Source organism: Telluria sp. AZSoR62, assembly GCF_058111565.1.
Genome location: NZ_JBYTST010000010.1, coordinates 146,627 through 167,637 on the forward strand (window position 1 = coordinate 146,627; position 21,011 = coordinate 167,637).

Genomic DNA, 21,011 nt, shown 5'->3' on the forward strand with positions numbered 1-21,011 from the left:
TACCGTACCAAGATTCCCTGTCCTCCCGATACCCAAGGACCACATCCCCATGAACGACATCACTCCCGCCGCCAAACTCGACCTGCCGGAGCAGCCGAAGCTGGCCAACAAGGTGCGCTTCGTCACCGCTGCGTCCCTGTTCGACGGCCATGACGCCTCGATCAACATCATGCGCCGCATCCTGCAGTCGAACGGCGCCGAAGTGATCCACCTCGGCCACAACCGCTCGGTCGACGAAGTCGTCACCGCGGCCCTGAACGAAGACGTGCAGGGCATCGCCATCTCGAGCTACCAGGGTGGCCACGTCGAATACTTCAAGTACATGATCGACCTGCTGCGCCAGCGCGGCGGCGCCCACATCAAGGTGTTCGGCGGCGGCGGCGGCGTGATCGTGCCGAGCGAGATCGACGAACTGCACGCCTATGGCGTCACCCGCATCTTCAGCCCGGAAGACGGCCAGCGCATGGGCCTGGTGGGCATGATCCGCTCGATGCTGGAAACCTGCGACGTCGATTTGTCGTCCTACGCGCCGACCAGCATCGACGCCCTGCGCCAAGGCGAGATCGGCCAGCGCCATCGCCCGCTGGCCCAGCTGATCACCGCGCTGGAAAGCGGCATGGTCGATCCCGAGCTGCGCAAGCAGGTCGTCGATACCGCAGAAACGCTCAAGGTGCCGACCCTCGGCATCACCGGCACCGGCGGCGCCGGCAAGTCCTCGCTGACCGATGAACTGATTCGCCGCATTCGCCTGGACCAGGGCGACCGCCTGAACATCGCCGTCATCTCGATCGACCCGTCGCGCCGCAAATCGGGTGGCGCCCTGCTTGGCGACCGCATCCGCATGAATGCGATCAATCCCTGGAACGGGGAGACCCGTGTCTTCATGCGCTCGCTCGCCACGCGCGAAGCGGGCTCCGAGATTTCGCAGGCGCTGCCGGACGTGATCGCCGCCTGCAAGGTGGCCGGTTTCGACCTGGTGATCGTCGAGACCTCCGGCATCGGCCAGGGCGACGCGGCCATCGTGCCGCACGTCGACACCTCGATGTATGTGATGACGCCCGAATTCGGCGCGGCCTCGCAGCTGGAAAAAATCGACATGCTCGATTTCGCCGACTTCATCGCGATCAACAAGTTCGACCGCAAGGGCGCCCAGGATGCGCTGCGCGACGTCGCCAAGCAATACCAGCGCAACCGCGAACAGTGGAGCAAGAGCCCCGACGAGATGCCGGTCTACGGCACCCAGGCGTCGCGCTTCAACGACGACGGCGTCACGGCGCTGTATCACGGCCTGCTGCCCAGGCTGGCGGAACTGGGCCTGCAGGTCGAGGCCAGCCGCCTGGCCGCGCCGACCTCGAAATACTCGAGCGGCAAGAACGTGATCGTGCCGCCAGCCCGCGCGCGCTACCTCGCCGAGATCGCCGACACCGTGCGCGGCTACCACCGCAACGTCAAGAAGCAGGTCTCGCTGGCGCGCGAGCGCCAGCAGCTGGTTGAGACCAAGCGCATGCTGGCCGCGGCCAACCGCGACGTCGTATTGGACGACCTGATTCAAGAGCGGGACAACGCCATGGAAGGCGGCGCGAAAAAGCTGCTGGCCATGTGGCCCGACATGCAGGCCGCCTATGCCGGCGACGACTACGTCGTGAAAATCCGCGACAAGGAAATCCGCACCCGCCTGGTCTCGAAGACCCTGTCGGGCAACCCGATCCGCAAGGTGGCGCTGCCGCGCTTCGAAGACCACGGCGAAGTGCTGCGCTTCCTGATGCTGGAAAACGTGCCGGGCTCGTTCCCCTACACGGCCGGCGTGTTCGCCTTCAAGCGCGAAGGCGAAGACCCGACCCGCATGTTCGCCGGCGAAGGCGACGCCTTCCGCACCAACCGCCGCTTCAAGCTGGTGTCCACCGGCATGGACGCCAAGCGCCTGTCGACCGCTTTTGATTCGGTGACCCTGTACGGCGCCGACCCGGCGATTCGTCCCGACATCTACGGCAAGGTCGGCAACTCGGGCGTGTCGATCGCGACCCTGGACGACATGAAGGTGCTGTACGACGGCTTCGATTTGTGCAGCCCATCGACCTCGGTGTCGATGACGATCAACGGGCCGGCCCCGACCATCCTGGCGATGTTCATGAACACCGCCATCGACCAGCAGATCGACAAGTTCGTGGCGGACAACGGCCGCCAGCCGACCGACGACGAAGCGCAAAAGATCCGCGACTGGGTCCTGATGAACGTGCGCGGCACCGTGCAGGCCGACATCCTGAAGGAAGACCAGGGCCAGAACACCTGCATCTTCTCGACCGAGTTCTCGCTGAAGGTCATGGGTGACATCCAGGAGTATTTCGTGCACCACCAGGTGCGCAACTTCTACTCGGTGTCGATCTCGGGCTACCACATCGCCGAAGCCGGCGCGAACCCGATCTCCCAGCTGGCCTTCACGCTGTCGAACGGTTTTACTTTTGTCGAGGCCTACCTGGCGCGCGGCATGCACATCGACGATTTCGCACCGAACCTGTCGTTCTTCTTCTCGAACGGCATGGACCCGGAATACACGGTGCTGGGCCGCGTGGCGCGCCGCATCTGGGCCGTGGCGATGCGCGACAAGTACGGCGCCAACGAGCGCTCGCAAAAGCTCAAGTACCACATCCAGACTTCGGGCCGCTCGCTGCACGCGCAGGAAATCGACTTCAACGACATCCGCACCACGCTCCAGGCCCTGATCGCGATCTACGACAACTGCAACTCGCTGCACACCAACGCCTACGACGAAGCGATCACCACGCCGACCGACGAATCCGTCCGCCGCGCGCTGGCGATCCAGCTGATCATCAACCGCGAATGGGGCCTGGCCAAGAACGAGAACCCGAACCAGGGCTCGTTCATCATGGACGAGCTGACCGACCTGGTCGAAGAGCAGGTGATGCAGGAGTTCGAGCGCATCGCCGAACGTGGCGGCGTGCTGGGCGCGATGGAAACCGGCTACCAGCGCGGCAAGATCCAGGAAGAGTCGATGCTGTACGAGCACCAGAAGCACGACGGCACCCTGCCGATCATCGGTGTGAATACCTTCCGCAACCCGAACAGCACGGGCGCGCCTGCCATCATCGAGCTGGCGCGTTCGACCGACGACGAAAAGCAGTCGCAGCTGACCCGCCTGGACGAGTTCCACAGCCGCAACGCCGCCGCGGCGCCGGCCGCCCTGGCCGCGCTGCAGCAGGCGGCGATCGACAACGAGAACGTGTTCGCCAAGTTGATGGATGCGGTACGCGTCTGCTCGCTGGGCCAGATCACGACCGCGCTGTTCGAGGTGGGCGGGCAGTACCGCCGCAATATGTAAGCATGCACGCGTGCCGGCGATCCCGGCACGGATGCAACAAGGCTGGCGCCTTCATCGGGCCGGCCTTTTTTTGTGACCTTCGAGCCGGCGCCGCGCCTGTTCAATCCGCTCGCCGGGAGCCATGGTGCTGGCCTAGAATGGACTTTCCTTGTCCAGCGGAGTTCACCATGCCGATCCAGCCCGAGCAGCTTGCCGCCCTGATGCACGAAGTCGAACAGGAAGACCCGATCGATTTCGCCGACCTGCCCTTCCCCGAGGACGAGCTGCGCTCGCTGGTGGCGACCCACCTGTGCGAAATGGCGGCCGCGATGGAAAATTTCAGCACCGAAGACCGCTTGATGACGCTGCTGGCGGTGTCGGCCAAGCTGGTGCTGGAGAACCTCGTGCTGCACGTCCAGCTGCTGCGCCGCCATGGGCTGCCGGTGGGCGAGGACGTCGAAGCCCTGCTCGGGCGCCTGCGCAAATCCTGAACACGGACTGGCTGATTAACTGCTGCGATCGCCTGTCATCTTTCTGCAAATCAACACTAGCCTTCACTCATCTCGCACAATAGCAACAGCAGAAAGCTATTTGCGATAACGGATGAGCTGGGGGCGCTTGCGACGCATTCCGTGAGGTATTATTAACAGTCGGGAAACTTCGCTTGCACCCAACACACGAAATTCGCAAGTGCCTTCATCAAAGGGAAAGACAATGCCGGGTAATCTCACCAAAAAACAACTTGCCGTTGCCGTGGTCTCTGGCGCTATCCTGCTGGGCGCGGGCATGGCAGGTTGCAACCGCACCCAGACTGCGGAAGAATTGCTGGCCGAAGCACAGCAATATGAAACCAAGGGCGACCGCAAGGCGGCGCTGATCCAGCTCAAGAACGCTGTCGCGCAAAATCCGGAAAACGCCGAAGCGCGCCTGCGCTTGGGCACCCTGCATTTCGAGCTTGGCGATCCGGCCTCGGCCGACAAGGAATTGCGCAAGGCCGCCAGCCTGGGCGTCGCAGCCGACAAGACGCTGCCGCTGCTGGCGCAGAGCCTGCTGATGCAAGGCCAGTTCCAGCCGCTGCTGGACGAAATCACCGAAGAAAAGGCCAATGCCTCGGCGCCGCTGCTGGCACGCCGCGGCGACGCCTTCCTGGCGCTGGGCGATGCAGCCAAGGCACGCGCATCCTACGATGCGGCGCTGGCGCTCAATCCGAATTCCGGCGACGCCCTGATCGGCATGGCGCGCCACGCCGCTGCCGCCAACGACCTGGCCAGCGCCGAGCGCTTCACCCAGGACGCCACCACGCGCGACCCGAAGAATGCGGAAACCTGGATGCTGATGGGCAGCCTGCTGCGCAGCCAGGGCAAGACCAAGGAAGCGCTGGCCGCCTACGACAAGGCGCTGGCGATCAATCCGGCCCACCGCAGCGCCAATATCGAAAAAGCCTATGTGCACATCGGCAGCAACGACCTCGTGGCCGCCAAGGCCGACGTCGACGCCGCGCTCAAGCACAGCGCGGGCGACCTGAACACGACCTATGTGCAGGCCCTGCTGGCCTTCACCGGCGGCAAGAACGCGGAAGCGAAAGAATCGCTGCAAAAGATCCTGCGTGTGGCGCCGAACCACATGCCGAGCCTGCTGCTGTCGGGCGCCGTCGAGCTCAATCTGGGCGCCTACCAGCAATCCGAGCAGTATCTGCGTGGCTATCTGGCCAATAACGAAAACAATGTCTACGCACGCAAGCTGCTGGCCCAGGTCCTGCTGAAGACCAACCAGCCGGCCGAAGCCGCTGCCGTGCTGGCCCCGGCCCTGAAGTCCGGCTCCACCGATCCGCAGCTGCTGGCCCTGACCGGCCAATCCTACCTGCAGGCGCGCGATTTCGCCAAGGCCTCGTCCTATCTCGAGCAGGCCAGCACCCTGGCGCCGTCGGCCGCCAGCATCCACACCTCGCTGGGCCTGTCGAAGCTGGGCCAGGGCGATGTCGGCAATGCCGTGGTCCAGCTGGAAAAGGCCACCGCCCTCGATCCGAAATCGCTGGACGCCGGATTCGCCCTGGTGCAGGTCGAGCTCGGCCGCGGCCAGTACGACAAGGCCCTGGCGGCCGTGGCGGCCCTGGAAAAGACCCAGCCCAACAGCGCTGCGGTCCAGAACGTCAAAGGCAAGGTCTACATGGCCAAGGGCGACGTCAAGAACGCCCGCGCCAGCTTCGAGAAAGCCGTCGCGCTCGAGCCGACCATGTTCCAGGCCGTGTCGAACCTGGCCCAGCTGGACATGAACGAGAAGAACGTTGCCGGCGCCAGGAAGCGTTTCGAGGCCGTGCTGGCGAAAGACAAGAAGAACATCGAAGCGATGACGGCGCTGGCGCTGATCGAGCAGTCGCAGAACAATGTGGCGGGCACGACGAGCTGGCTGGAAAAAGCCCAGAGCGAGAATTCGGAAGCGGTGCGTCCGGCGCTGGCGCTGGGTTCGCATTACCTGCGCATCAAGCAGCCGGAAAAGGCGCTGGCGCTGGCGCGCAAGACGCTGGCCCTGCACCCGACCGAACCGGAAGTGCTGGACCTGATGGGCCAGGCCCAGATCGCCACCAAGGACAATGCCGGCGCCCTCGATTCCTACGACAAGCTGGCCAAGGCCGTGCCGAAATCGGCCCAGGCCCAGGTGCGCCTGGCGGCGGTCCACATGCTGATGAAGAACAACACCGCGGCGGAAGATAGCCTGAAGCGTGCGCTGGCCCTCGACCCGAAATTCGACCAGGCACGCATCGCCCAGATCGAACTGGCCATGCGCAACAACAAGCCCCAGGAAGCGCTGGCCGTCGCCCGCCAGATGCAGAAGGACAACCCGAAAGCGGTGCCCGGCTATGTCCTCGAAGGCGACCTCCTGATGACGCAAAAGCAAGCCGCGGCCGCGGCCCAGGCCTATGACAAGGCGTTTGCGCTGTCGAATTCGCCCCAGGTGCTGATGAAGGCCACCCAGGCGCTGGCGCAGAGCGGCAAGGGCGCCGAAGCCGAAGCGCGCATGGTGAAATTTCATGCGGCCAACCCGAAGGACGAGCTGGTCGCGATGGTGGTGGCTGACGGCTACCTGGCCAAGCGCCAGTTCAAGCCGGCCATCGCCAGCCTGGAAGCGGCGCTCAAGACCAACCCGTCAAACGCGGCTGCCCTGAACAACCTGGCCTGGGCCTACCAGCAGGAAAACGATGCACGTGCGCTGCCGACCGCCGAAAAGGCGTTCAAGCTGGCCGGCAGCAACCCGGCCATCCTCGACACCTATGGCTGGATCCTGGTCCAGAAGGGCGACACCGCGCGCGGCGTCGAGCTGTTGCGCAAGGCCGTGGCTGCCAGCCCGCAGGCGCCGGACCTGCGCTACCACCTCGCCGCCGGCCTGGCAAAAGCCGGCGACAAGGCGGGCGCACGCAAGGAAGCCGAGACGGCGATCGCCGGCGGCAAGCCGTTTGCCAGCCTGGACGACACCAAGGCATTACTGCGCCAGCTGTAAGCCCCCTGCGGCCGCTCCGGCGGCCGCAGTCTCCCACTGCATCCTTGCCTGTAATCTCTTTCTCACCTATGACAACCGTTATCCAACAACAAGAGCGTGAACCAGTCCCGCTTGGATTCCTTGCTCGCTTGACCGGACGTTTTACTGGCAAGCAAGACATCCTTATTCCCTACTTTAATTTCCGCAAGGTATTAAAAGGGAATATGGAGTCGTACGTACTGAAAGAGATTTATAAACTGCGTTATGAAGTGTATTGCCTTGAGCGACATTATCTCGAAGCAAGTAATTGCAAAGAGGAAATGGAAACCGATGAATATGACGATTGCTCGACGCATTTCGCAGCCTACACGCTCAACAACGATATCGTCGGTACCGTCCGCTTGGTACAACCACATGCTGGACAGCAATATCCTTTTCAGTCACATTGTGTTCCATTTCCAGAATTCATTTATCCAGAACCCGATTCGGCCGCCGAAATCTCGCGTTTAGTTGTGCGTAAGACATATCGTCGCCGCCGTGGCGACTCGATGGAGGGTATTTCCCAGGACTTCCGCGAGAAAGGCAGCACGAAGGCGATTCAACCGAGTTCAACCGTGCGCGGCGACAAGCGCGGCAATAGTCCGCTATTATTGCTCGGCATGTATCGTGAGATGTACCGCCATAGCCGTCAGAACGGGATTCGTTACTGGTATGCCGCTATGGAAAGGTCACTGGCGCGCTCGCTGGATAAGATGGGATTCAAGTTCGTGCCGATTGGGCCGCAGGTCGATTACTACGGTCCCGTTACGCCGCACATGGTCGACTTGAACGAGCTGAACGAGCGCTTAAAGAGAGAAAACAAGTTCCTGGCAGCTTGGTTCAATGACGAACCGATTCCCCTCTGGATCATGGTGAAGACCGTGGTCGGAAATTATCTGGGGGCACGCTTCAGGAAAAAATAACTAGGGTCCGAGACTGGACAATAAAAACAGATGGACAACGGAAAAGCCCGCGTCAATCCTGACGCCTTCCTGTCCCGTGTAGAGTTCGGGGCGCACCAGGAAACGATTGATCACGTCAATAGCAACATTTTCCGCGCTTACCGGGGCACCCACCTAGGCAACATCCCGGGTGACATTTTTAAACTCCGCCACCAGGTCTATTGCCTGGAATGCGCCTTCCTCCAGCCCGACCAGTACGTCGACGGCATGGAGCTCGACGACTACGACGACGCGTCCACCCACTTCGCAGCCTATACGCTGGAAGAAAAGCTGGTCGGCGCGGTCAGGCTGGTGCAGCCCGTGGCGCCCAAGCCCTACCCGTTCGAGTTGCACTGCGAGGTGTTCAGCGATTTCGAGATGCCCGAGCGCGAGCAGTCGGCCGAGATTTCGCGCCTGGTGGTGAAGAAAAGCCACCGCCGCCGGCGTGCCGACAGCGTGCTGGGCATTCCTGGTTTCCTGCCGAGCAACGAGCCGGCGATCGAATTCGATCCGGCCGTGGACCGGCGCGACCGCACTTCGCCGATGCTGCTGCTGGGGATGTACCGCGAAATGTTCCGCCACAGCCAGGAACACGGCATCCGCTACTGGTATGCCGCGATGGAGCGTTCGCTTGCGCACGCGCTCAAGAAGATGGGGTTCCGCTTCATGGCCATTGGCCCGGAAGCGAATTACTACGGTTCCGTCACGCCCTACGTGCTGGACCTGCAGGACTTGCGGCGCAAGCTCTCGGCCAGCAATCCGACCCTGGCAGCCTGGTTCAACGAAAAACCGCCGGTGGTCGAACACACCCACCCTTCCCGCGTCCACGTGGTCCGCAATCCGGGCAACGACATCAACTAGCGCGCCTGGACTGTCTCCGATTACCGGGTCGACGCCAGGCGCTCTTCATCTCAGGCAGCGATATTCACCAGCTTGGTCGTATGGTTGCGGAAGCTGTGCACCACCATGTTCGGCGAGGCCGGCATATCCATTCCTGCCAGCATGTCGTGCATCATCGACACGGCCAGCGCGGCGACCGTGAAGCTGCCCACCGCGATCTGGGATGCCGGGCAAGGGCGGCCGTCTTCCATGATCGTCAAGGCCTTGGCCACCTGCTCGACCACCTGGCGGTCGAGGTGGGCGCCGATGCGGCCCATGATTTTCCCGAACACGTTCGCATAGCTGGCGTCGCCCTCGCCCTGGGCGTGCTGGACGTCGTGCGCAATGACATCGGCCAGCGAGGCGCTGGTGCCGGCAGGGAAATACAGTACGCCGGCGCCGAAACCGATCGACAGCGCGGTAAACACGGCCTTGCGCTGCTCGCGCGCATTCGTGTGCAGGGCCAGGATGGCTTCGAGGTCGAGGAAATCGATGGTATCGAAGATGATGTCGACGCTGCCCACCAGCGATTGGGCGTTGCTCGCGTCGAGGTTGGCCTGCACCGCTTCGACTTTCGCTTCCGGGTTGATGCGCAGGATCTGTTTCTTGAGCGCCTGCACCTTCGGCGAACCGATGTCGTCGAAATCGTAGAACTGGCGGTTGAGGTTGTGGGCATCGACGGTATCGCCGTCGATCAGGACGAATTCGGTAAAGCCCATGCGGGCGGCGCAGATGGCGGTCGATGCGCCCAGGCCGCAGCCGGCGATCAACAGGCGCGTGCCGCGGATCTTGGCCTGGGTGTCGCTGGACACATAGCCGTTATTGCGGGTGGTAAAGGTATCGTAATCGAAAGCGTTGGTCATAAAACCCCTCATATCGGAATGGCGCCGCACTGGCACGGGTGCAGGGAAAAGCGCGCTGCCTCTCCCATGAAGCACGCGCCGTTTCCTTGCAAATCATGCTAGGCATCATGCCATTTTCTGGCCATGTCAGCCAGCTTTTCGACGGGCTCGCCTGAACTGTCGGTTTTCCTTACAGCCGCAGGGTGGCAGGCTGATCCAACAGGCCTTGCCACTCTAATATTGGCTTAGCCCACCCCTTACTTGCCCTACTCAACAGCTCCGCAATACTGTGCTGCCGGAATACCGTGGATTTTGATACATATCAACAACTTCTGTCCCCGCAAGCGGTAGCGCTTGTCGGAGAACTTTACAGGAGCAAAACGCAGGCAAGTTTGACTCTGTAGGACTAGTTCCCGCCTAGAAAAATAAGCCCAGTAAAATCAATCAGTTGCAAAAAAGCATACTTAGCTGGCACGCTGATTGCTTAATACCCTGTGTCGCTCCCTGCAGCACCAAATACAATCTCTGGAGATTAGAATGAAACTGAAACAACTGATTAGCGCCCTGACCCTCGGCTTCGCAGCACTGTCCGCATCGGCTACCCCGCTGGACGCACTGACCGGCAACCTGAACATCAAGCTGACCGGCCTGACCACCGAGTCGAACAACGCTGCCGGCACCAACGAAACGACCTGGGGCGTGGGTAACATCACCCAGATCATCGGCACCGGCGGCCAGAACTGGTTCTCGGGCGTGTCGGATGGCACCTACCTGTACTACATGATCTACGGCATCGCCGACCAGAACATCGTGCAAGATCCAAACACCGGCAAGTTCAGCATCTACAACATCGGCGCAACCGGTGGTGCAGCTGACGGCCAGATCCACCTGGACATCTACCGTTCGACCACCAACCTGCTCGAGCTGACCTCGAACTTCAACGCCAACCCAGCCAACCGTACCGGCTACGACAGCTACTCGCTGTTCGCTGGCATGGAAAAGTACCTGGAAGTTGAATTCCGCGCCGACAAGCAGCTGATCGACGTCGCCGGCGGCACCAACCCACTGGCTGACGAGCGCCTGGCGACCCTGGTGCAGACCGCAACCGCGGCAACCCTGCCAGCAGCTGGCGAAGGCCAGTTCTTCGCTGACGTCGTCGGCGGCACCGCCAAGGTTCAGTGGGACACCAACGGCCAGTTCGGTCACGACCTGGACGGCAAGTTCACACTGAGCACCAACGGTTCGCAATTCGGTTCGGGCACCTGCTCGCCAGCTGAAGTTGCTGCCAACACCTGCTTCGTCGGCCTGATCAACGATCCGATCCGCGCCAACAAGATCCCTGAGCCAGGTTCGCTGGCCCTGCTGGGTCTGGGCTTCGCCGGTCTGGCTGGCCTGCGCCGCCGCCGCGCTGCCAAGTAATTTTCTGCACACGGCCGGGGCAACCCGGTTGTGGCACGAAGGCTGAAAAGGCCGGATTCCGCAAGGGATCCGGCCTTTTTCATTGCGCATTCAACTAACGGCGCGGGCGCCATCCTGCAGCGTGCCCTTGAGCTGCCCGATCAGTTCGGTCGCCGCGCTGACGATCTGGCCCGGCGCGAAGCCGGCCCGCGTCATCTCCTTGTAGAAGGAACGCGCCAGGATGCGCGCGACGTCTTCCGGATTCTGGTAAGTGGTGCCGGGCGCGGGGCCGCCCACCTGCGCCGCGCCCGGCCCCCGTTCATGGGCGTCGCGCACCAGCGCCATCTGGGCAAAGCGCGACGCCAGCAGGTGCTGCAGCTGGATCACCTGGACCGATTTCCCGATATACAGCGCCACCACCTCGAGCAGGTGCAGTTCCGCTTCGCAGAAGGCCGCGCCGGTGACGTTCACCACGCCGACCAGGCGCCCGTCGATGCGCACCGGCGCCGACATCAGGGCCGGCAGCGCGGCGCGCTTGCGCCGCGCCAGCTCGGCGAAGGGGGAATGGGCGATGTCTTCGACCAGCAGCGCGCGCCCGCTGGCGAGCACCTGGCCGCAGATGCCTTCGCCGCTGGCCACCAGCGCGTCGGCCGCGGCAGGCGGCAGTTCGCCGGCGCTGGCGCACAGGCGCATGCGCAGATCGTCGGGGGATTCGCTGTTGAGCAGCATGACCGAGCAGCTGCTGGCGCCGACCAGGCGCTTGGCCAGCTCGGCATGGCTGTGCAGGTTGTCGTCCAGGTTGCCGCTGGCGAGCAGGGCCTGCACGTCGCGCAGGCGCACCAGGCGCTTTGCATGGTCAGTCATGGATCACCTTCTCGATTCGGGTAAAGGCTCATGCTGCCATGTTCTGGCACGAATTAATAATAAATTAATGCACATATTTCAACGCTAAGCGGCAGTCATGCCTTTGCGAAGGCTAAGCTTGGCCGTTGACCACCATCTCCTCTGCAGATCTGGAAATGAAGGCTTTATGGAACAGGTGCCGAGCCAGCATAAGGGGGGGCATCCGCAGCCAATTCCCACGCAAGTAAAGCACCCCGAGCGCAATGGGCGTCAGGCGGTCGCCGCTGCTCGGATGCAAAGGTAAGAGCGCGCGCAGGAACAAGCTGTCCATCAGGATGAGCAGCAAGGCCGGTGGTCTTCCAGCGGCATCGACCTGACTCTTCACAGCCGCCGGCACTGGCGTGCCCAACAGGCGCTCCGCGTAGCGCAAGGCATAGAATAGCGGCCGCGCTAATTGCAACTGGATGGCGCGTGCCGGCAGGGCTTCCCAGAAGCCCTGCATGGCGCCGAAGTGCGTCAGCAACCGATGGATGTCGAGCAGATCACGCAATCCATGATGCATTTCGCTCTCGGAGAACAGGTGTACGGCGCTATGCAGCACCATATCGTGGGGTGCCAGCATCCACAGCGCCTGGCCGTCCTGGCCGTTGTCGCGCGTGTCTGGGTCGCGTATCGGCACTGCCGCGGCGCGCAGAAGCGCAGGATCCGGACGCACGCTGGCTGTCTCGGGAAGGATCGCATGGTGGACATCAATCGCGTTGCCGCGGTGGATATGCTCCATCGGGGGCAATTCATGCATCCATTCGCGGTAGTAGCGCTGGTCGTACTCATCCTGGTGGGTACTCGCCCAGCCGTGCAGCATCAAGGCAGCTTCGACTTCGCCAGTGCGGTTTTTGGGCACCAGGATATCGACATCAGAAAATAGACGCCCGGATGCCGGCGGCAGGTCGGCCATTGCATAAGCAGCTCCCTTGAGCAGGATCAACGGCAGATCCAGCGGACGAAGCGCGCGTGCGATCTGGTCTACCTCGAAACGCACTGCACGCCGATGGCGCGTTGCGACAACGCGCACCCATTCCAGGTGCGCGCGCGGCGCCTCAGGGATTTCATTGAGCAGCCCAGCAGTTTCGAAGATACCGAGCAGGGTGGCAGTCATGTCTGCTCTTGCGGCCTGGCGCAGCAACAGGTCCCAGTCGCTCAAAACAAATGAGCGCATGTGCTCTGGATCGCGCACAACGGCTAGCAGAATGGGCAGAGCGGTCACGCCGCCCCCTGCAAGGCCGCAGAGCGTACCGCGATGTTTTCGCGCATGGGGACTGAAGCGGCCAGCGTGTCGAACATGGCCATTGCCTCATCAAGATTGCTGTAGCAAAACCTGAATCCCTGGCATGCATCTACCAGTCGCCCGAGCGTATCGAAACCAGTGGCGCCGAGGATCGGGTAATTGAAAGCGTTGTCGGCGATGCCCATGAAGGTGCGGGCCTTGGTCAAGATATCGAGGCGTGTCGGCGCGCCAGCCTGGTAGCGCGGAAAGATGACATGGCTGGCATTCGCCATCCGGCCTGCGTCGGCAAGGCTTGCGCTGGAAGGACGCATGTGGGCGATCGTGCCTTTCACCGTCTCCGGCACGGCGGGACCAAACACCGCCTGTGGCGCGAACTCGCGCATGACGCCGATCGAGGCATTCTTCAGGCTCACCGGCCGCGGCATAGGCACGAGGGCAAGGTCGGCGGGACGGATCAAGGTCATCTCATCCGACAGCAAGCGCCAGCCGCGGCTGGCCAAAGCTGCGCACAGGGTGCTTTTGCCGGACCCAGGTGGCGCCGGCAAGATCACGGCACAGCCGTCGCGTTCGAGCACGGCAGCGTGAATGATGAGGTAAGCATGTGCTTTGGTGGATACGCACCAGTTCATCACCCATTCGAACATCGGATGCGCCTGCGCCAAGGGCAGTGGCAAGAATGGCGTGAGACCGTCCTGCTCGAAGCGGACCTGGGGTCGAAACCAGCGGCGCAGCCCGCGGGAGCGCTGCAGCGTGATGTCGAAGTCGGCGAAGCCGTCGTCTGCAAGCGGGTAATCCGCATACAGCAAGGCGATGGTGTCGATCAATTCCGGGATGTCGGTGCGGATACGGCAGCTGAACGGCCCGGTACGCAGCATCAGGCCAGCTCCTACGGCGCGGCGCCGCAGTTCGGGCACAGCGAGGGAGGACACGAGCGGGATCAGCATGCAATGGCTTCAATCAGGTCAAGCTTCGCCAGGCTGTCCAGCAGGCCAGCAAGCTCTTCACTCAGGAGCGATGGTTCGATCTCGAACTCGGCCAGCAGTGCGGCCGACAAGGCAGCGATGCTTGCTGGCCCGCCGCGCAAGGCTTCCAGGATGCACACGGCCGCCATACCAAGGAGGTGGGTGGCGCCCGAGAGGTCGTTATACAACACGGCTTCATCGTCCCAGCAGCGATAAACGAGATTCTGGCCTGCCGTCACGCGCCACATCGAGCCTGCCACCGTGCACCTGTCAATCGTGGGTCGCTTCGAGGTATCGCTTGGTCTGCTCGGGGCTCCAGAAGACATTCGCAGCAGGCGTGTAATAGCCGCGGCTTTGCAACTGCCCCCACATGTCGGCCAGAGTCTTGACTGAAAGGAAGGAGATTTTGCCTGATAAGACATTCAGATAGGTTGCAACCAGATGCATGCCCAGATTGTACTTATCGAAATCGCAACCTTCGACGATTTGCAACATTGTCTTGCTGCCGTAGGTCGACATGCTACCGGTGTTACATGCAAAGACGCTGTCAAACTCGCGGTCACGCGGACATGGCCAAGCAGTATGGTTCTTCCAGTAGCCGGGCGACTTGCCATTGCAAACGGCATTATTGTTGTAATTGCTGCTCAATTTTCCCGAGTAACCTGCCGAGGGCGAAAAACATACCATCGGTTGCATGGTGGCTCGGCTTTCAAGACTCAACAGAACGCCAGCGGTGCCAAGACCTGCTTTGGCAACGCGACGACGTGCCGCACCGTGCTGGCTAAGCGGCGGCGTTGAATTTGCTGGATCTGGCTGGTGGTCGTTCGACACGGTGCATCCTCACACAGTTGTTATGCCACACTAGGCAGGCATTTCGATTAAGCAAGAATTGTGCCGCCAGAGCATATATCTTGAAACTTGCTGTTAAAACAAAGGCCTACATCCATTGGCTCATCCTTATTTTTTCAGTCTAGTCAGTTCTTGCCCACCTGTGTAAGAATTTTCGACAGCTAATTAGAAAAAGCTTTCAGGCACGACCAGTATGTCGCCAGGACGCATCGCCATGTTGGCCGATATATCGCCGTCCTTGATCAAATCGTCGAGTCGAACCGGCAGGCGCTGCTGTTTGCCATCGACAGTTCGGATAACGCTGGCACGGTTACCTGCAGCAAATTCCGTGACGCCTCCCACTGCAATAAGCACATCCATCAAAGACATTTCTTTGCGGTAAGGAAGCGCTTGCGGCTTGGCAGCCTGGCCGATTACCCGGATTTGTTCATTGTAATTACCCACAAAATTGGTTACCACCACCGTCACGACAGGCTGCTGGATGAACTTCGCCAATGCCGCTTCGATGTCGCGTGCCAGCTGAGTCGAGGTCTTGCCTGCGGCAGGCAGGTCTTCGACCAGAGGAGTCGTAATCTTGCCATCCGGACGGACAGGCACCGACATCGACACTTCCGGATTACGCCAGACAATGATGTTGATGTTATCACCCGGTCCGATCAGGTACTCCGGGTTGATCACTTGCGTGTCGACCGCTACAGGCCTGGTGGTGGCGCAACCTGCGAGTGCCAAAAGGCAGCCGATTGCCGCAGCCTGCGCCGCGCGCTTCATTCCTTGCATCATATTCGTGCTCACGTCAAAAATCCCCTGGTTGGCATTGGCGGCAGCCCTCTGCCGAGGTCACTGCTTGCTCGCAAAATTGTCGAGCGCTATTTTATACCATAGCACTTCGGCAATCTTCCGCACAACTGAAATACACTTATTCCGATCTTTGCAACAGCGCATGAACATGACGTACCGGGATGGCATACGTGATGCCGCTCGGATCTGTTACCGCACTTTCCTTCAAACTCTTGAGAAACACCATGTTGATCACGCCTACGACAGCACCGCTTGCAGGGTCATACAGCGGGCTGCCGCTATTGCCGGGATAGGCCGTGGCATCCAAATGATAGATGTCGAATGGACGGCGCTGCAATTGGGAGATGGCGCGCGGATCGAGCTGGCGGGAGTTGAGCGAGGGTCGTACGACTGGCGCGATTGCAGCAAGCAGGGCTCGGTGAGTGGCGGCGTGCAAGCCCAACCGCATGCCGAGCGGATAGCCGGTAAATGCCAACGCCTGTCCTTCGGCCACTGTACCGTCCGGAGCCAGCGCCAATGACGCCAGAGGTGCTCCGCTCAGGCGCAGATGGGCCAGATCATGTTCACGATCGAGCCCTACAACGCGCGCGCTGCGAAAACTCACGGCCTCCCCGCCATTGCCGACAACGATACCGATTTCCTCGAAGCCTGCAGTATTGAGCTGATTAGGAATAACGTGGGCATTCGTGATGACACTCAGCCCATCCCCGACGATGAATCCCGTGCCGGTGAAGACAACGGCGGGCTGTCGCGTTTTGAGTTGGGTACCGACTCCCACCACCGATGGCTTGATCCGCGCCACAGTGCGAGGCAAGCTCTGGGGCAGTTCCTGCGGAACTTGACCAGGAACGGCCTGTGCCGACGCACCAGGTACGATGCTGCACAGCACAATTATCACGCTTAACAACAGACAGCTCAGCCGCCTGGCTGGCATGATGATGGTTTGGTCAGAAATCAATTGTGTGGCCTCTTTTGTCTTTCAGACATTAAAATATACAAGTTTGATTATTAGCAAGAGTTGTTGTAAAAAGATCAGAAGTGAGGTTTTGATGAACGTTGCATGTTGATCTTGGAAAACAAATTATTGTCAGAATTGTTGCAATTCTGCAATAAAACGATAAAAACAACGTAAATCTTGAGGTACGGTTATCCGACCCACGATTTGCTGTTGCACAGACACTATTTTTGTGACAGAAACCGCTTATTTTTCCGACCTGCAATTGCAATTGCTCAGTCAACAAGCGATCATTCACACTCTTATTGATTGACGGGCTTGCGTTTGACGCAAGTCACTATGGCGAGATCCCAACATGGCAGAAATCACAGCCTCAATTCTTACCTTCCTCAAAGCACTTGGGAAGTACCGCTGGCACGCAATTTTCATTACCTGGGCCTTTGCCATCGTTGGCTGGGCCGTGGTGCTCAAGCTGCCGAACCAGTACGAAACCTCGGCACGCGTCTATGTCGATACCCAGAGTATCCTGAAGCCGCTGCTATCGGGCATGACCACGCTTCCGAATGTCGAACAGCAGGTGATGTTCATGCGGGGGACCCTGATCAGCCGTCCGAACGTCGAGCGTGTCATGCGCATGGTCGACCTGGATGTGAAAGCTACCACGACCAAAGAGCATGATGAAATGGTCGATGAGTTGATGTCGCAGATTAAGATCGCAGGAACCGAGCGCGACGATATCTACACGATCAGCTATACCGCCCCCGACCCCAAGCTCGGCAAGGATGTCGTGCAGGCGCTGTTGACCATCTTCGTCGAAGGTAGTTTTGGCGGCAAGAAGCAGGACTCCGAAAAAGCCATTCAGTTCATCGATGACCAGATCCGCAACTACGAGCAAAAGCTTGCCGCGGCGGAGAATTCGCTGAAAGAGTTCAAGATCCGTAACGTCGGCATGCTGCCGTCGGAAGGCGCCGATTTTGGATCGCGGATGGTAACTACGAACGAATCCTTGAATACAGCACGCTTGGAGCTGGCTGAGGCTATCCAGGCGCGCAACGCCATTCGCCGCCGGATCTCGGGCGAGTCCCGCCCTGGCGAGACGGCCGCCCCAATGATCAGCAACCCTGAGCTAGACGAACGCATTGCCACGGTCAACAAGACACTGGACGCCTTGCGTACGCAATATACCGAGGCTCATCCCGACATCGTGGCCAACTCGCGCCTGCTCGAACAGCTGATTGCGCGCAAGCGTGACGAGGCGAAGAATATCAAGCGCAGCAACGATCCAGGCGCTGGTTACAGCCCGATGTTCCAGCAACTCAATATTGCACTGTCCGAGGCGGAAGCTCGGGTGGCCTCGCTGCAAGCCCGGGTGAACGAGTACAGCTCGCGTGTCGGCCGATTGCGCACCCAAAGTACCATCGCGCCCGAAGTCGAGGCGCAGCTGGCTCAGCTGAATCGCGACTATCAGATCAATCGCGAGAACTACCAGAAACTGGTGGAACGCCGCGAGTCGGCCAAGCTCTCGGGCGACCTGTCGTCGGCCACCGACATGCTGACCTTCCGCGTCATCGATCCGCCGACCGCACCGTTGCTGCCGTCGGGCCCAAACCGCTTGCGTCTGTTCTCCCTGGTGTTCGCCGCAGCGTTGATTGCAGGCCTGGCCGCTGCTTTCCTGATGAGCCAACTGCGTCCTACTTTCCTGAGCCAGGCTGCATTGCGCGATGCCACTGGCTTGCCGATTCTCGGCTCGATCAGCATGAACTGGACCGGAGAGCAGACCATCCGCCGCAAGCGCCGCCTGTTGGCGCTGGGCGCATCGGTCCTGCTGTTGCTGGCCATCTATGGTTTGGGCGTGACGGCCATTCTGGTCCGTCCGAACGGCCTGTAATCGAATCCAAGGAGCAGACGTGAGCATTATCGAAAAAGCGGCACGCCGTATCGACCTGAACCGCGGTCAAACCAACGTGCCGGTCGCTGCAGCGCCGCAACCCGCCATGCCGGATTCCACCCCACTGACCGACATCGACGCGCCGGCGCTACTGGAAACCCACGGCGCCTTGGCGCAGCCGCTGCCGAGCGTGGTTGCAGCCGCCCCGCTGTCGTCCCCCCCGGTCGCGGATGGGGCCCCGACGCAATCGATTCGCCCCTTGACTCGCAAGGTCGAGCTGGACTTGAACAGGATGCGCGATAGCGGCATGGTCACCGCCGCAGGTGGTCGTACCAGCCTGCTCGAAGACTTCCGACTCATCAAGCGCCCATTGCTCAAGCGGGCGTTCGCCGAACGTGTCGAAGGCGAGAATCCGGGCAACCTGATCATGTTGACCAGCTCGCTGCCGGGCGAGGGAAAAACCTATTGCTCGATCAACTTGGCGATGAGCATCGCCATGGAACTCGACCATACTGTGCTGCTGATCGATGCCGACGTGGCGCGTCCTTCGGTGCTGCGAACTCTCGGCCTGCCTGCCGAGCGCGGCCTGATGGACCTGCTGGTCGACGACAAGATGGACATGTCCGAGGTGCTGCTGCGTACCAATGTTGACACCCTGAGCATTCTCGCGGCGGGTACCAGCACGCCACGCGCGACCGAGCTGCTGGCCAGCTCGACCATGACCTCGCTGGTGCACGAAATCGCCAACCGCTATCCAGACCGGATCGTCATCTTCGATTCGCCCCCCCTGCTGCTCACCAGTGAAGCGCGGGTACTGGCATCGCACATGGGACAGATCGTGGTCGTCGTGGAATCCCAGACCACGACCCAGCATGCGCTCAAAGAAGCACTGCACCAGCTGGAAGGCTGCGCCAACGTCAATCTCATCTATAACAAGACCAGGGACATTCCTGGCATTGAAGAGACGTATGACTACCATTACGGTTAAGCCTGGCAACTGGCGCGCGCTTGCGCCCCGCCTGACGCCGTTGGCTGCCGCGATGCTGATCACGGGGACTTGCCACGCCCAATGGCGGGTCCAGCCCACCCTGTCGCTAACCGAGACCTACACTGACAATGTCGCCCTCCAAAGCGACGAGCTCAAGCAATCGCAGTTCGTTTCGGAAATCACGCCCGGTCTGGCCGTGAGCGGCGCGAGTCGCCGTTTCCGAGTGCAAGGCTCGGCCCGTTGGCGTCATTTTGCCTACAGCGACGACCAACAGGCCAATACCCTTGATCACTCGTTCGAATATGCGCTGGACGGACAAGCCACCGTCATTGACGACCTGTTCTTCGTCGACGCCAGCGCATCGGCCACGCCGCGCAGCATTTATGCGTTCGGCCCGCAGGTGGAAAATTCTCCCTATGTGGGCGAGAACCGCGCCAAGATCCAGACCTGGCGTATCAGCCCGCGCCTCGAACACCGCTTCGGTAACACCGCCAACATGATGCTGCGTTATACGCGCGATTCCGTGGACGGTGGCGACGTTCAGGCCTTTGGCAATACCATCGGCGACACCTTCATGGCCAGCCTGACCAGCGGGGCTGCCTCGCAGACCTTGGGCTGGGGCCTGACTGCCATCCGCCAGGACCTCAAGGACGACATCTCCGGCGAAACGACGACCGAGACCGTGGTGGCCGACCTGCGCTATCCGGTCACACGCCGCCTCGCATTGACCGCCAGCGCCGGATACGACAGCTACGATTACCAGGCGCTTGGCGGACGGACGGCCGGGCGCAACTGGTCTGCCGGCATCGACTGGGCGCCGTCGCAACGGACCCGCGCCATCGTTTCCCTAGGACGCCATTTCTATGGCCAGACCGGCAAGCTCGACGTGAGTCACCGCAGCCGCCACACCGTCTGGAGTATCAACTACGGCGATGCGATCACCACCAGCCGCCAGCAGTTCCTGCTGCCGTCGACCATCGACACGGCCTCGCTGCTCGATAACCTGTTTGCCGCGACGATCAGCGACCCGATCCTGCGCCGCCAGGCGGTCGCCAACTACATCCGTAGTGCCAACCTGCCGCCGAGCCTTGCCGAGAGCATCAACTACCTCAGCAATCGCTACATCCGCCAGAAGCTGCTGCAGGCCTCGATGGCCTATAACCGTGCGCGCAGTACCGCGCTCGTGTCGCTGTTCGCCAGCGAGCGTCTTGCGCTATCGACGCAGGAAACCGACAGCCCGCTGCTCGGAAGCCAATTGACTAACCTGAACGACAATGTGCGCCAACGCGGTATCAACACGAGCTTCACCTACCGCCTGACCCCGCGCTCGAGTCTGCTGGCGAATGCCAGCTTTACCCGCAGCCGTTCGATTGAAACCGATATCGAGGATTCGCGGCGCGATTTCCGGATCGGTTACACGCGCCGGCTGAGCAGCACGATGCGCGCGGCGGTCGAGCTGCGCCATCTGCGCGGCGGCGTCGGCATCAACGCGGGCGACTATCGGGAAAACGCCATTTCGGCCACCCTGTCCGCGCAGCTTTAAGGAGCAGCAAG

The 21,011-nt window shown here is 61.1% G+C and carries 17 protein-coding genes; 9 read left to right on the plus strand and 8 right to left on the minus strand.

The features are described 5' to 3' along the window. The first annotated feature begins 49 nt into the window (after positions 1 to 49). From icmF to AC3XQU_RS16615, 5 genes are all read left to right on the plus strand, one after another. Positions 50 to 3,337, plus strand: coding sequence for a fused isobutyryl-CoA mutase/GTPase IcmF (gene icmF, locus AC3XQU_RS16595; protein ID WP_489875265.1), 3,288 nt, complete (start codon positions 50 to 52; stop codon positions 3,335 to 3,337). Between the two features lie 167 nt (positions 3,338 to 3,504). After that, on the plus strand, positions 3,505 to 3,807 hold the full coding sequence (locus AC3XQU_RS16600; protein ID WP_489875266.1) for a hypothetical protein: 303 nt from the start codon (positions 3,505 to 3,507) through the stop codon (positions 3,805 to 3,807). A gap of 223 nt (positions 3,808 to 4,030) precedes the next feature. Beyond that, positions 4,031 to 6,811 (plus strand): XrtA/PEP-CTERM system TPR-repeat protein PrsT, encoded by a 2,781-nt coding sequence (prsT, locus tag AC3XQU_RS16605; protein ID WP_489875267.1) that lies wholly within the window; start codon positions 4,031 to 4,033, stop codon positions 6,809 to 6,811. A gap of 68 nt (positions 6,812 to 6,879) precedes the next feature. Next, positions 6,880 to 7,752: a PEP-CTERM/exosortase system-associated acyltransferase gene (locus tag AC3XQU_RS16610; RefSeq protein ID WP_489875268.1), complete on the plus strand. Its 873-nt coding sequence runs from the start codon at positions 6,880 to 6,882 to the stop codon at positions 7,750 to 7,752. Between the two features lie 30 nt (positions 7,753 to 7,782). Further along, positions 7,783 to 8,631: a PEP-CTERM/exosortase system-associated acyltransferase gene (locus AC3XQU_RS16615; protein WP_489875269.1), complete on the plus strand. Its 849-nt coding sequence runs from the start codon at positions 7,783 to 7,785 to the stop codon at positions 8,629 to 8,631. Positions 8,632 to 8,681: 50 nt separating this feature from the next. On the opposite strand, the gene AC3XQU_RS16620 is transcribed toward AC3XQU_RS16615, so the two are convergent. Further along, the gene (locus AC3XQU_RS16620) at positions 8,682 to 9,512 is read right to left on the minus strand and encodes a ThiF family adenylyltransferase (RefSeq protein WP_489875270.1); all 831 of its coding nucleotides are present in this window, start codon (positions 9,510 to 9,512) and stop codon (positions 8,682 to 8,684) included. A gap of 516 nt (positions 9,513 to 10,028) precedes the next feature. Here AC3XQU_RS16620 and AC3XQU_RS16625 point away from each other — a divergent pair. Then, positions 10,029 to 10,910: a PEP-CTERM sorting domain-containing protein gene (locus tag AC3XQU_RS16625; RefSeq protein ID WP_489875271.1), complete on the plus strand. Its 882-nt coding sequence runs from the start codon at positions 10,029 to 10,031 to the stop codon at positions 10,908 to 10,910. A gap of 90 nt (positions 10,911 to 11,000) precedes the next feature. Here the strand turns inward: AC3XQU_RS16625 and AC3XQU_RS16630 are convergent, their stop codons facing one another. From AC3XQU_RS16630 to AC3XQU_RS16660, 7 genes are all read right to left on the minus strand, one after another. Next, the gene (locus tag AC3XQU_RS16630; protein ID WP_489875272.1) at positions 11,001 to 11,753 is read right to left on the minus strand and encodes a GAF domain-containing protein; all 753 of its coding nucleotides are present in this window, start codon (positions 11,751 to 11,753) and stop codon (positions 11,001 to 11,003) included. A gap of 112 nt (positions 11,754 to 11,865) precedes the next feature. Then, a complete protein-coding gene (locus AC3XQU_RS16635; RefSeq protein WP_489875334.1) occupies positions 11,866 to 12,948 on the minus strand; it encodes a nucleotidyltransferase domain-containing protein in 1,083 nt (360 codons plus the stop codon). Positions 12,949 to 12,992: 44 nt separating this feature from the next. After that, positions 12,993 to 13,961, minus strand: a complete 969-nt coding sequence (locus AC3XQU_RS16640; protein WP_489875273.1) for an HprK-related kinase A — start codon at positions 13,959 to 13,961, stop codon at positions 12,993 to 12,995. Then, positions 13,955 to 14,227: an HPr-rel-A system PqqD family peptide chaperone gene (locus AC3XQU_RS16645; protein ID WP_489875274.1), complete on the minus strand. Its 273-nt coding sequence runs from the start codon at positions 14,225 to 14,227 to the stop codon at positions 13,955 to 13,957. Before AC3XQU_RS16645 ends, AC3XQU_RS16640 begins: the two co-directional genes overlap by 7 nt. 22 nt (positions 14,228 to 14,249) lie before the next feature. After that, positions 14,250 to 14,810, minus strand: a complete 561-nt coding sequence (locus tag AC3XQU_RS16650; RefSeq protein WP_489875275.1) for a hypothetical protein — start codon at positions 14,808 to 14,810, stop codon at positions 14,250 to 14,252. Positions 14,811 to 14,993: 183 nt separating this feature from the next. Continuing rightward, positions 14,994 to 15,596 carry an XrtA/PEP-CTERM system exopolysaccharide export protein gene (locus AC3XQU_RS16655; protein ID WP_489875335.1) on the minus strand — a complete coding sequence of 201 codons (603 nt, stop codon included), beginning with the start codon at positions 15,594 to 15,596 and terminating at the stop codon, positions 14,994 to 14,996. Positions 15,597 to 15,744: 148 nt separating this feature from the next. After that, positions 15,745 to 16,584, minus strand: coding sequence for a S1 family peptidase (locus tag AC3XQU_RS16660; RefSeq protein WP_489875276.1), 840 nt, complete (start codon positions 16,582 to 16,584; stop codon positions 15,745 to 15,747). 352 nt (positions 16,585 to 16,936) lie between these two features. Between AC3XQU_RS16660 and AC3XQU_RS16665 the strand changes: the two genes are divergently transcribed. From AC3XQU_RS16665 to AC3XQU_RS16675, 3 genes are read left to right on the plus strand one after another with little or no spacing between them, the layout of a single operon-like run. Further along, a complete protein-coding gene (locus AC3XQU_RS16665; protein WP_489875277.1) occupies positions 16,937 to 18,469 on the plus strand; it encodes an XrtA system polysaccharide chain length determinant in 1,533 nt (510 codons plus the stop codon). Between the two features lie 19 nt (positions 18,470 to 18,488). Continuing rightward, the gene (locus AC3XQU_RS16670) at positions 18,489 to 19,457 is read left to right on the plus strand and encodes an XrtA-associated tyrosine autokinase (RefSeq protein ID WP_489875278.1); all 969 of its coding nucleotides are present in this window, start codon (positions 18,489 to 18,491) and stop codon (positions 19,455 to 19,457) included. Beyond that, positions 19,438 to 21,000 carry a TIGR03016 family PEP-CTERM system-associated outer membrane protein gene (locus AC3XQU_RS16675; protein WP_489875279.1) on the plus strand — a complete coding sequence of 521 codons (1,563 nt, stop codon included), beginning with the start codon at positions 19,438 to 19,440 and terminating at the stop codon, positions 20,998 to 21,000. The genes AC3XQU_RS16670 and AC3XQU_RS16675 overlap by 20 nt, the downstream gene beginning before the upstream one ends. Positions 21,001 to 21,011: the final 11 nt, after the last annotated feature.